We start from the raw sequence: 12,474 nt of genomic DNA on the forward strand, positions 1-12,474 counted from the left end.
ACTAAACTCTCATGGACGCCCCTCTTATATTCCACCAGTGGTGAGGCAGCGTGCCTACCGCCCTCCGGCGGTAATCGACTCCCGTGAACGATGCAACGCCACGAACGCCCGCCCGCCGGCCGACCCGTGGAATCGGCGGTCGCGACGCTTCCGGACGACGCCGTCGTCGACCGCGGATCGCACGAGAACGCGCCCGCGATCGTCATCCGGGCCGACCGCGTCCGTGAGGTCCTCTCGATGCTTCGCGCGGAGGCGGGACTCGATCACTGCTCGTGCGTGACCGCACAGGAGCGCGAGGACCGCTTCGAGACCATATACCACCTCACCGACTACGACGACCGGACGCGGGAGCTGTCCGTCGTCGTCCCGACGGCGGCCGACGACCCCGTCAGCGAGTCGGCCGCGGCGGTCCATCGAACGGCCGAGTGGCACGAACGGGAGGCGTACGACCTCGTCGGGATCGAGTACGACGACCACCCCGACCTCCGCCGGATCCTGCTCCCGGAGACGTGGAAGGGCCACCCGCTCCGGGAGGAGTACGACCGGGACCGGCCGCAGATCGTGGCGCTTCGCGAGCACGCCAACCCGATCAGCGACGACCGCCGGGAGGGTGACACCATGTTCCTCAACGTCGGCCCCCACCACCCCTCGACGCACGGGGTGCTCCATCTCGAGGTCGTCCTCGACGGCGAGGAGGTGGTCGACGTGGATCCGGACGTCGGCTACATCCACCGCTGTGAGGAGCAGATGTGTCAGGAGAGCACCTATCGCCACCAGATCATGCCGTATCCCGACCGGTGGGACTGGGGCGGCGCCGGCCTGCTCAACGAGTGGGCGTACGCCCGCGTCATCGAGGACCTCGCGGACGTCGACGTCCCCGAGTACGCGCAGGTGATCCGGACGATGAGCGCCGAGCTGTCGCGCGTTCTCTCGCACCTGCTGTTCGTCGCGATGTACGCGCTGGACGTGAGCGGCGAGTTCACGGCCACCTTCATGTACGGCTTTCGAGACCGGGAGGCCGTCCAGGACGTCCTGGAGGCGTTGACCGGCCAGCGGATGATGTTCAACTACTTCCGGGTCGGCGGCGTCGCGTGGGACCTCCCCGAGCCCCGCGAGGAGTTTCTCCGGAGCGTGCGGTCCCTCACCGACGAGCTGCCGCGGAAGCTCGACGAGTACCACGACCTGCTGACGAGCAACGAGACCTTCCAGCTCCGGTGTGTCGACACCGGCGAGCTGCCGCCCGACGTCGCGAAGGCGTACGGCGTCACCGGACCGGTCGCCCGCGGGTCCGGCATCGATTACGACCTGCGACGGGACGACCCCTACGGCTACTACGACGAACTGGACTGGAACGTCGTCACCGAGGACGGCCGCGACAACTTCTCTCGGGTACTCGTCCGACTACGGGAGATCGAGGAGTCGGCGGCCATCGTCGAGCAGTGCGTCGACCTCCTCGCGGACTGGCCGGAGTCGGAGCGCGTCTGCCAGGCCAACGTTCCGCGGACGCTGAGGCCGTCCGGCGAGTGCTACAGGGCCGTCGAGGGCGCGAAGGGGGAACTCGGGATCTACGTCCGCGCCGACGGCACCGAGACCCCCGCACGGTTCAAGATCCGCGGGCCGTCGTTCTCGAACCTCTCCGCGCTCCCGGCGATGGCGGAAGGCGAGTTCGTCGCCGACCTCGTCGCGACCCTCGGGAGCCTCGACACCATCATGGGCGAGGTGGACCGATGACGGGGACCTCGATCCCGTGGGGGACCGACTCCGACCAGCGGGTGACCTGTATCGCCTGTGGCGAGACGGTCGACCGGGGGGACGCCCGCGAGTACGACAAACACGGCGACCGCTGGAGTCGCGAGGGCAAGACGTTCGAGTACCTCTGTAAGCCGTGCGACCGCGACCGCTGTCACCAGAACCGCGACGGCCTCGAGGAGACGCTCGTGGCGGCCGGCGCCGGCCGCACGGACCGCGAGACGTTCCTCGAGCGGTACTGCGAGCTGACGATCGATGACGACCACGACTGACCGAAGTACCCACGATCGACGGACACTGACCACGACTGACCGATGACACGGACGAGCACCCGCCACGACCACGACGAGACGGAGGCCGACCCGGCGTCGAACCGACCGATGTCGGTTTCGGCCATCAGGGAATCGTACGACGAGTACGCCGACCGTATGTCCCGGTTCGAACCCGTCGATCGCGTCCTCCTCGGGCGCTATCGCCGGGCCCGGTTCGGAGACCTCGACGGGCGAGTGTTGGACGTCGCCTGTGGCACCGGGACCAACTTCCGGTATCTGCCGGACGCGGTCGACCTCGTCGGGATAGACGTCAGTCCCGAGATGTTGGCGAACGCCGAGGAGACGCTCGCCGACCTCGACCGGAACGGGACGCTCCGTCGAATGGACGCCGGGGACCTCGAGTTCCCGGCCGACAGCTTCGACGCGGTGATCTCGGCGCTGTCGACGTGTACGTTCCCCGATCCCGTCGCCGCGCTTCGGGAGATGGACCGGGTCTGTCGGCCGGACGGGACGATCCGTCTCGTCGAGCACGGCCTGAGTGACGTATGGCCGATCGCCCGGTTCCAGGAGTGGCGCGCCGACGCGCACTACGCGAAGAGCGGCTGTCGCTGGACCCAGGAACCGCGAGAGCTCGTCGAGAGCGCGGGCCTCCCGGTCGAAGACGTGTCGACCGGACCGTTCGGGATGATCACCACCCTCGAGGTGACCCCGACTCGGAACGCCGAACCGTGACGGGGCCGCCCGCCGACGCCTCGGAACCGCTCGTCGCCGGGACCCCCGTGCCGATCGGGGGGCGTCGATCCGGGCTCCGGTTCCGGATCGCTTTCGTGGGATAGTGATGGTACGTTGACTCATGACGGACCTCCTGATTCACGACGCGATCGTCGTGACGATGGATCGGGAGAACCGCGTCCTGGAGAACGGCTCGGTTCGGGTGAGCGACGGAACGGTTTCGTCGGTCGAACCGACCGACCCCGCGGACCGGGACGCGACGGCGTCCCGCGTGATCGACGCCGACGGGAAGGTCGTGATGCCCGGCCTCGTCGACGCCCACCGCCACACCGACTTCACGCTCGTCCAGGGGCTGTTCAGCGAACTCGCCGGCGACGAGCTGCTCACGGAGGCGCTCTCGTTGTACCACACCGCCGAGTCGGCTCTCGGGGAGTCGTTCTTCGAGGCGGGGTGGCGGCTCGCCTGTCTGCGTCAGCTGACGCACGGCGTGACCACCGTCAACGCGATGGACTTCACGCCGGCTATCGGGGCGGAGGCGATCGGCGATGCCGGGCTACGCGGCGTGATCGGACCGGAACTCGCGGACCTCCTCGATCCGGCGCCGGCGGACGAGCAGATCGCCGACGCCCGGCGGTTCATCGAGACGTATCACGGCAGTCACGGCGGGCGCGTCACGGCGAGCATCGCGCCGGGCGGGGAGGCCGGCTGTTCGCGCGAGCTCTGGGAGGGCGTGGCCGACCTCCGGGCGGCGTATCCCGACCTGCGGCTCCATACACACCTGTACGACTCCGCCGCGGCCGACACGATGGCGGCCGGAAGCGGGGCCTCCGACCCGCTCGACCTGCTCGACCGGTACGACCTCCTCGACGAGCGGACGCTGCTGACCCACCTGCTACACGCGGACCGGGACGACGCCGGGCGGATCGCCGAGAGCGGCGCGCACGTGCTTCACTGTCCGACCGTGTACAGCTACTTCCGGTCCGGCGGGCGAAGCTGGTTCCCCCTCCCGTCGCTCTCGGAGTTCGGCGCGAACGTCGTCATCGGCCTGGACGACCCCTTCTGGTTCGACTCGTGGGACCTGATCCAGGAGGCCAAACACGCCCGGCTCCTGTCGAACTACGAGTACGGCTCCCAGCAGTGGTCCTCCTACGACCTGCTCGAAGCGATCACCGTCGACGCCGCACGCGCGCTCGGGCTCGACGACCGGATCGGGAGCCTCGAACCCGGCAAACGCGCCGACCTGATCGTCGTCGACGTCGACACCCCGCGACACCGACCGTTCAGCAACCTCCCGTCAGTGCTCGTGAACACGGTCACCGCCGGGGACGTCGAGACGGTCGTCGTCGACGGCCGGGTCCTCATGGCCGACCGGTCGGTCGAGTCGATGGACGTCGAAAGCGTCCGAGCGGCCGCGACGCGGGAACGGGAACGCCTCGAGAGCCGTACCGGCTGGGAGACCTCCCTGGCCGGCAGCACGCCGCCGGACGAATCGATACTCCGGCGGGTGTCGTCGCGCGCCCTGCTGCGAGCGGCGAGGCAGTACGGGCGTGGTGCCCTCGCGCGCTGGGTGCGGTAGCCGGGTCTCACGGGGGGACCGATCGAAGGCGGACGAGCGAATTTTATATTGCGACATACGATTTACTCGATCGGGATCGGACACGGATTCGTCCCCCGACGGTCGCCGCCGACTCCGGAACGGTTAGGGGGCCACCGAAAGAGACCCACACATGACGCGTTCCGACTGGGGCGACTGGCTGCCGCGCGCGGTCGCGGAGGCCGACCCCGAGACGGTGTCGCTGTGGTACCTCGGCTGTAACGGCTTCGCGATCAAGGGTCGCGACGGGACGGTCCTCTGGATCGACCCGTACGTGGGCACGGGCGACCCGCCGCGGACGGTCCGGATGATCCCGGTGCCGTTCGATCCCGAGGACGTCGACGTCGCGGACGCGGTGCTCGCCACCCATGAACACACGGACCACGTCCACGGCCCCTCACAGGCCCCGATCCTCGCGAACACGGGGTGTGAGTTCCTCGCGCCGGACGACTCGCTGTCGGTCGCCCGCGAGGAGGAGGCCTGGACCGACGGGTGGGACGTCGACGACGACCAGTTCACCGCGGTCCGCGAGGGCGACGAGCTCCGGATCGGCGAGTTCACCGTCCACGTCGTCGAGACGCACGACGCGGACGCGACGCACCCCGTCGGCTACGTCATCGATCACCCGACCGGGACGGTGTTCCACGCCGGCGACAGCAAGCCCTCGCCGACGTTCCCGTCCCTGGCCGACGAGCACGACATCGACCTCGGGATCCTCGCGTTCGGGTCGGTCGGCACGATCCCCGACAAGGAGACCGGCGAGCCGGTCCGAACCAAGTGGTACAGCGACGAGAACGAGGCGATAGCGGCCGCACGCGACCTCGAACTCGATCGGCTCGTCCCGACTCACTGGGACATGTGGAAGGGGTTGACGGCCGATCCGACGGCGCTTCACGAGCACGCTCGAAGCTTCGAGTACCCGAAGCGGCTCGAGATCGTCGAGATCGGCGACCGGATCGAACTGTAGGCGCTCCGTCTCCGCGCGACGAGATCGGTTATCACGCCTGAGAGGTCGCCCGTGGAATTTAAGCCCTGGCTTGCGGAGGGTAGCGTATGAACGAACGGACGGCCGAAGCGACGACGACCGTCGAGGAGGACGGCGTTCGCGTCGAGAAGTCCTTCACCGACGACGCGTTTCCGGTACCCGCAGTGATGTTCGCGATCGTCTCGCGACGGGAGAACGCGGTCAGGGTTCGGATCGTCGACCGGATTCCCGAGGAGTTCCCGATGGACCGGATCGGCTTCCACCCCGACTACGAGAGCGAGAACTGGACGGCCTACAAGGACCATCGGGTGGAGTTCGAGCGGGTCCTCGAGCCCGGCGAGTCCGTCGAGACGGTGTTCGGGATCCGCGACGACGACCCGGACCTGGAGGAGTTCCTCGGAACGCCGGTCATCGAACACGTCCCCGTCGGCGAGGAGATCGGCGACGTCCTCGGCGCCGGCGAGACCGACGCGGTTCGAGAGGTGCTTTCGGGGGACCGCGCGACGCTTCCGGGCATGGAGAATGCGCCCGCCGACGCGGAGAACGCGCCCGTCGACGCGGAGGACGCCCCGGACCGGACGACGAGCACGGCCGAGGCCGACGAGACGGAGAAAGCGGACGAGGGGGAGACGGATCCGCTTCTCGACGACCCCGCGGTCGAAACGGACGCGGACGAACGCGAGGGATCGTCCGCGGACGACCGGGAACCCGACGAGGACGACGCGGCGGAGGGCGTCGAGGCCGGGCCGGAGCCGCGACCCGTCGCCGCCGAGACGGCGGCCGCGGTCACCCGGCGCGAGGACGCGTCGACGAGCGAGGCGGAACCCGACGATTCGGACGCGGAACCCGAAGGTCCGGGTGCGGAACCCGACACCGACGGAGTCCCGGCGTCCGCCGAGGGCGGGGTCGCGGCCGCGCTCGCCGAGGAGATCCGATCGGGACGCGTCGCCGAGGACGACATGGAGGTCCTGCGGTCGGAGCTCGACGTGGGCGTCCCGCGAAGCGTCGACGTCCGGATCAGCAGGCTCCAGTCGAGCGTCGCCGACATCGAGGCCTACGCCGACGCGCTCGCCGAGTTCATCGACGAGGAGGGGACCGCGAGGGAGATCCTCGACGGCCTCGACGCCCGCGTGGACGACCTCGAAGCCACGGTCGACGACGTCGACACCCGGCTCGCGGCCGGCGAGCGGGCACACGGCGAACTCGCCGACGATGTCGAAGCAGTCGAGACGACGGTCGACGAAGTCGAAGCGTCCGTCGAGACGATCGAATCGACCGCCGACGAACTCTCCGACACCGTCGAGGCCGTCGAGGACGACGTGGCGGCCGTCCGCGAGGACGTCGACGAGGTCGAGGCGACGGTCGACGATCTCGACGACACCGTGTCGGCGGTTCAGGCGACCGCTCACGGACTCGAGGAGACGGTCGAGGGCGTCGCCGGCGACGTGACCGCGCTCGAGGCGGACCTCGCCGGACTCGACGACGCGCTCGACGACGTCGACGACGACGTGGAGACGCTCTACGAGGAGGTCGACGACGCCGCGGCGGGGGTCGAGCGGACGGACGGCCGGATCGACGACGTGGAGGAGCGGCTCGGACGCTTCGACGAGGAGTTCGACGACCTGTGGGACGACCTCGCGGAGGTCGACTCCCGGCTGACCGACATCGAGGGACGGATCGGGGACGACTTCGAGGACGTCGAGGCCGAGCTGGAGGCGATACAGGACCACCTCGAGGAGCTCGAAGCCTTCCGGAAGCGGCTCAACGAGGCGTTCGGCCCGTAGCCGGTCGAAAGCGCAACCCGTTTTAGCCACGGCGTCCCATCACGGACAATGACGCACCCGCTCCCGGTGGCCGTTCCCCGAAAGGGCCGCCCGCTGGAGGCCGTCCTCGAGCGGATCGCCGACGCCGGGGGAACCGACGACCTCGACGCGCTCGCCGACCGAGTGAGTAACACGCTCCGCTACGAGAAGGCGGTGACGAAGGGGTCGGTCGAGGCCGACGACGGACCGTACCGGCGGCTCGCGGAGTACTCCGACCCCGAGGAACCGACCAACCCGGAGTTCACGCTGCTCCGTGACGACCGCGAGGGGAAGCCGCGCCGGATCGTCTTCGACGCCGCGACCGTCACCGTCGACGGCGTCGATCTCAAGCTCGTCGGGCGCGAGGAGCCGTTCCGGGCGCTTCGGACCCACGAGTTCGCGCTCGGGTTCGATTCGGCGGACCTCGTGTTGGAGGAGGTGGTCGGGATCCGGCCGACCGGGCTCGCCGGGCTCCAGGACGTCAACGATCGTATCGACCCGGTCGACACGGACGTTCGCGTGGTGAGCGGGCTCGGGGACACCGTCTACCACACGCTGATGGGCCGCCCCGAGGCGCTCGCGCCCGGCGAGGAGCTGGATCGGGCGTTCCTCGCGGAGTACGAGGGGCCGCTGTGTATCTCCCCGCGGTACGAGCGGCTCGTCACCGCCGTGTTGGGGACCGACACGCTCGAAAACGTCGAGTTCGTCTATCCGGGTCCCGAACGCTCCGAGGAGGCGGCCATCGCGGACGCGGGGATGGGCGTGTATCTCACCGTCACCGGATCGACGGCGCGGGACCACGGCCTCGTGTTGGGCGAACACCTGTTCCCGAGCGAGACCGTCGTGATGCGTAACACCGCCGAGGACCACCCCGACCTGAAGCGCGCGCTCGCCCTGTTCGACGGACTGAGCGCCGAGTCGGAGCTCGCGGTCTGATCCGGGACCGACGCCCCTACTCTCTATCGCGACATACGATATACGCGAGCGCGTTCGGACGCCCGTCGAAGCGCCCCCACGCGGCGGACGAGCGAGATACTCCCGACCGTTCGCGAGGTCTTCCACCCCCAATCGGCACGCGTTCGTCACGAAGCGGAGACCGGAGCGTGGAAGGGATCGGAACACTCCAACACGTGACCGTCGAGCCGAGGAAGCCGGGTGACACGAGCGCACGGGTCGTCGCGTGATGGACGCGCTCCGCCCTTCTCGCCTCGAGGACGGAACCGTCCCCAGGAGGGGTGTGCGATCGGTTCGAACCGGTCCGACTCGACGACCCGGTCGTCGTCTCGACGGCCGACCGGGCTCGTACGAACGGTTTCGATCGGAACGCCCTGGCTTGGAGTTATCCCGATTCGTGTACCCACGAACGAGATCTGAATAGCTCGGTTTGTGGGACTATATTTGATTTATCCAGTATTGTAGTGCTGTATCCGGCTCCAAATGTGGCCACATAACTCAGTATAAGTGACCTTATCCGTAATTCTGGGATAGATTCAAGGAGGTGGGGGGAGAGGGGGCACACGAATGAGCGACGACCGCCGATCGGTGAAGACGTACGTCCCGGCCGATCAGAAGACGCGCTGGCAGCGACACGCCGACGAGCTCGGGATGTCACAGAGCGAGTTCGTCAGGACGATGGTACAGGCCGGCAGACGAGGGTTCACGCTCCCGGAGGAGAGTACCCCCGAGGAGACCGGTTCGTCGGGGTCCGACCCTGGGGGTCACGACCTCGAAAGCCGGATCGAATCGGCTATCGCCGAGGGCCACTCGTCGTGGGACGATATCGTCGACGCCGTGTTCGACGACTTCGAGGACCGGCTGGAGGAGACGTTGGACTCGCTTCAGGAACGGGATCGCGTTCGGTACAGCGGGCGCGAGGGAGGGTACACGCTCGTCGATGAGTAGCACGGAGGCGACGGAAGACGTCGAGGACCCGGTCGAGTACTTCCTCGAGGACCTGCGGTACCACGGGAAGACGGAGCGAACGAGGGAGTCCTACGGGCGCGTTCTCAGACGGTTCGAGGCGTTTCTCGACGAGGAGACCGTCCCGTCGACGGCGACGCATCGCGACTGTATGGCGTTCGTCCACTCGCTGCGCGGGGACGTCACGGAGAGCACGGTCGCGACGTACGCGGCGTACCTCCACCGGTTTTACGGGTACATGACCGAGGTCGGGGCCTTCGACGGGAATCCGATGACCCTCGTGATGGAGGAGATGGACGAGACGATAGACAAGGACCCCGCCCGCCGGGACGTCCCGATCCCGCGGATGCGGTCGTTCGTGGCCGGGATCACCCATCCGCTCCACCGCGCGCTCGTCTGTACGCTGTTGAAGACGGGCATGCGGGTGGGAGAGCTGTGTAACCTCGACCTCCGTGACCTCTCGATGTCGGATCCGGAACTCGAGGCGGCGTACTCGCTTGGCACGCGCCCCGCGCTCGCGGATCGGCCGAACTCGCTGTACGTGACCCCCGACGCGGCGGTGGGCGAGGAGCTGAACGGCGAGGTCCGGACGGCTTCCAACAAGCGCAAACGCGAGACGGTGATACCCGTCGACGACGAGCTCCGGACGGCGCTGAAACGCTGGCTCGCGATACGGCCCGACGCCCCCTCCCCGGCCGAACCCCTCTTCGTCGGCACGTCGGAGGGCTGGGGCGAGCGGCTCGACCCGCAGGCCGTACGACACGTCGTCGAGCGGTACGCGCGCGAGGCGGGCTGGTACCGGACCGGCGGCGGGGCCGGCGAGAACGTCACGCCCCATTTCTTCAGACACTTCTTCACGACGCACCTCCGGGACCGAACCGGCGATCGGGGCGTCGTGAAGTACCTCCGGGGAGACGTCGCGGACGACGTGATCGACACCTACACGCACAACTGGGGGGATCGGGTCCGGGAGATCTACGAGGCGAACGTGTTCCGACTGTTCGAGTGAGACGGATCGCGCGGCGATCCCGTTTCGTGTCGCATTCGATGCGACGGAATATCGTCGCGTCTCGATCACGTAAACTGTATATCGCAATATAAATTTTCGTCCCCGCCGGCCGACGGTCGGCACGGTTCGAGGCGGCCCCACCAACGACGTTCCGGCGGTCTCCGCGGCGGCCCGACGGAACCGATAACAAGGGACGCTCTCGATACGGGGACATGGACCGGGGACGAGCCGCGACCGACAGGGACGACTCGGGACCGCTGGACGCGTTTCGGCGGTTCTTCGCGCTCGAACGGGACGTGTTGGTGTTGTCGCTCGCGATGTTCGCGTTCAGCCTCGGCTTCCAGATGACCAACCGGTTCCTCCCGGAGTACATGGTCGCGCTGGGGGCGTCCGGGTTCGTGGTCGGGCTCTTCGGCACCGTCGGAAACGTCGTCTCGGCGGTGTTCCCCTACCCCGGCGGCGCGATCTCGGACCGGATCGGGTCGCGGTACGCGCTCACGCTGTTCGGGCTGGTGTCGACGCTCGGGTTCGCCGTCTGGCTGGTCGCGCCGTCCCTCGGCACGGTCACCGTCGGCGGCGTCGCGATCCAGCCGTGGATCTGGATCTTCGTCGGCCTGCTGTTCGCGCAGGCCTGGAAGTCGTTCGGGCTCGGCGCCACGTTCGCGGTCGTGAAACAGGCGACCGACCCGTCGCGGCTGGCGGCGGGCTTCGCCAGCACCGAGACGTTCCGCCGGACCGCGTTCCTCGTCGGGCCGGTTCTCGCGGCCGTGCTGATCGGCTTTCACCCGACGTTCACGGTGAGCTTCCGGTACGTCCTCGCCGTCGCCGTCGTCTTCGGAGTCGTGGGGACCGCCGCCCAACACGTCCTCTACGACGCTTCCGGGGACTCCATCGGCGGCTCGATCGGGGGGATAGACCGGATCGGACGCGACGTACGCGAGATGCCGGAGCCGCTGCGGCCGCTCCTGGTCGGCGACACGCTCGTCCGTTTCGCGAACGGGATGGTGTACGTCTTCTTCGTGCTGGTGATCACGCAGTTCTACGAGGTCGGGTTCGAGACGACCGTCGCGCTGGCCGGGAGTTCCTACGGCGTCGACCTCTCTCCGGCGGCCTTCTTCGGCTACCTGCTCGGCGTCGAGATGCTGGTCGCGCTGCTCTCGATGGCGCCCGCCGCCAAGGCCGCGGAACGAGTCGGGCTCAAGCCGGTCGTCGGACTGGGGTTCGCGGTGTACGCCCTCTTCCCGATCGTGCTCGTCGGCGTTCCGGAGCTGCTCGCGTCGGTGCTCCCGCTCCCGTGGACGTTGGTGCTCGTCTTCGCGTTCTCCGGGCTCCGCTTCGCGGGCCTTCCGTCCCACAAGGCGCTGATCGTCGGCCCCGCCGAGCGTGGCGGCGGCGGACGCGTCACCGGGACGTACTACCTGCTTCGGAACACCGTCGTGATCCCGAGCGCCGCGCTCGGCGGCGTCCTCTGGGAGTTCGCCAGCCCCGAGGTCGCGTTCACGGTCGCGGCGGCGATCGGCGTCGTCGGCACCGGATACTTCCTGGTCTTCGGCGAGGAGTTCGAGGCGTACCGCTGACCGAACGCACCGCACCTGCCGCGCCGCACCCGCCGACCGTTTAAGTCAGCGCGAGCCGAACGGGAACCGATGTGTGGCCGCTACACCCTGTTCACGCCCGAGTCGAAGCTCGAGTCCCGCTTCGGCGTGACGTTCGGGGACGGCTTCGAGCCCAGCTACAACTGCGCGCCCGGCGAGGCCCTCCCGGTCGTGACGGCCGCGGATCCGGAGCGGGCGACCCGGATGACGTGGGGGTTGACGCCGTCGTGGGCCGACGAGTCGTTCGACCTGATCAACGCCAGAGCGGAGACGGTCCGGGAGAAGCGGAGCTTCGCGGACGCCTACGAGTCGCGTCGCTGTCTCGTCCCCGCGGACGGGTTCTACGAGTGGGTCGACGAGGGTGACGGAGCCGGCACGCGGCCGTACCGCGTCGCCTTCGAGGACGACCGACCGTTCGCGATGGCCGGGCTGTACGAGCGGTGGACGCCGCCGAAGCCGGAGACGACACAGACCGGGCTCGGCGCGTTCGGCGGCGGGACGGACGCGGGCGGCGACCCCGGCGGCGGGCGCGGCGAGGGCGGCCGCGTCCGCGAGACGTTCACGATCGTGACGACCGAACCGAACGACTTGGTCGGCGACCTCCACCACCGAATGGCGGTGATCCTCGCGCCGGACGAGGAGGAGCGCTGGCTCCGCGGCGACCCCGAGGACGCGGCGGCGCTCATGGATCCGTACCCGGCCGCGGAGATGGAGGCGTACCCGGTCTCGACGCGGGTGAACGCGGCCGGCACCGACGGTCCGGAGCTGATCGAGCCGGTCGGCGCCGGGTGAGGGCTCGGGGGCGGAAACCCGGCG

11 protein-coding genes are annotated in these 12,474 nt (G+C 68.8%); all 11 read left to right on the forward strand.

What is annotated here, in order from left to right; genetic code table 11:
* Window positions 1–90 precede the first annotated feature (90 nt).
* The 11 genes from DJ70_RS09975 to DJ70_RS10025 all read left to right on the forward strand — a co-directional run bounded on the left by DJ70_RS09975 (window position 91) and on the right by DJ70_RS10025 (window position 12,450).
* Window positions 91–1,731: an NADH-quinone oxidoreductase subunit D gene (locus tag DJ70_RS09975; protein WP_094532523.1), complete on the forward strand. Its 1,641-nt coding sequence runs from the start codon at window positions 91–93 to the stop codon at window positions 1,729–1,731.
* Entirely contained in the window at window positions 1,728–2,021 is a 294-nt protein-coding gene (locus tag DJ70_RS09980) for a DUF7562 family protein (protein ID WP_094532525.1), read from the forward strand. Before DJ70_RS09975 ends, DJ70_RS09980 begins: the two co-directional genes overlap by 4 nt.
* A 42-nt stretch (window positions 2,022–2,063) precedes the next feature.
* The gene (locus tag DJ70_RS09985; protein WP_245810808.1) at window positions 2,064–2,753 is read left to right on the forward strand and encodes a class I SAM-dependent methyltransferase; all 690 of its coding nucleotides are present in this window, start codon (window positions 2,064–2,066) and stop codon (window positions 2,751–2,753) included.
* 121 nt (window positions 2,754–2,874) lie between these two features.
* Window positions 2,875–4,329: an amidohydrolase family protein gene (locus DJ70_RS09990; RefSeq protein ID WP_094532528.1), complete on the forward strand. Its 1,455-nt coding sequence runs from the start codon at window positions 2,875–2,877 to the stop codon at window positions 4,327–4,329.
* 151 nt (window positions 4,330–4,480) lie between these two features.
* Complete coding sequence (locus tag DJ70_RS09995) at window positions 4,481–5,314, forward strand: MBL fold metallo-hydrolase (RefSeq protein ID WP_094532531.1); 834 nt, start codon at window positions 4,481–4,483, stop codon at window positions 5,312–5,314.
* Window positions 5,315–5,400: 86 nt separating this feature from the next.
* Complete coding sequence (locus DJ70_RS10000) at window positions 5,401–7,116, forward strand: hypothetical protein (RefSeq protein WP_094532534.1); 1,716 nt, start codon at window positions 5,401–5,403, stop codon at window positions 7,114–7,116.
* 48 nt (window positions 7,117–7,164) lie between these two features.
* Complete coding sequence (locus DJ70_RS10005) at window positions 7,165–8,070, forward strand: hypothetical protein (protein ID WP_094532536.1); 906 nt, start codon at window positions 7,165–7,167, stop codon at window positions 8,068–8,070.
* Between the two features lie 585 nt (window positions 8,071–8,655).
* On the forward strand, window positions 8,656–9,036 hold the full coding sequence (locus DJ70_RS10010) for a DUF5805 domain-containing protein (RefSeq protein WP_094532539.1): 381 nt from the start codon (window positions 8,656–8,658) through the stop codon (window positions 9,034–9,036).
* Window positions 9,029–10,063 (forward strand): tyrosine-type recombinase/integrase, encoded by a 1,035-nt coding sequence (locus DJ70_RS10015; protein ID WP_094532542.1) that lies wholly within the window; start codon window positions 9,029–9,031, stop codon window positions 10,061–10,063. The genes DJ70_RS10010 and DJ70_RS10015 overlap by 8 nt, the downstream gene beginning before the upstream one ends.
* 212 nt (window positions 10,064–10,275) lie before the next feature.
* A complete protein-coding gene (locus DJ70_RS10020) occupies window positions 10,276–11,640 on the forward strand; it encodes an MFS transporter (protein ID WP_094532545.1) in 1,365 nt (454 codons plus the stop codon).
* Between the two features lie 69 nt (window positions 11,641–11,709).
* Window positions 11,710–12,450 (forward strand): SOS response-associated peptidase, encoded by a 741-nt coding sequence (locus DJ70_RS10025; RefSeq protein ID WP_094532548.1) that lies wholly within the window; start codon window positions 11,710–11,712, stop codon window positions 12,448–12,450.
* Window positions 12,451–12,474: the final 24 nt, after the last annotated feature.

The organism is Halorubrum halodurans (assembly GCF_002252985.1).
Taxonomy (GTDB): Archaea; Halobacteriota; Halobacteria; order Halobacteriales; family Haloferacaceae; genus Halorubrum; species Halorubrum halodurans.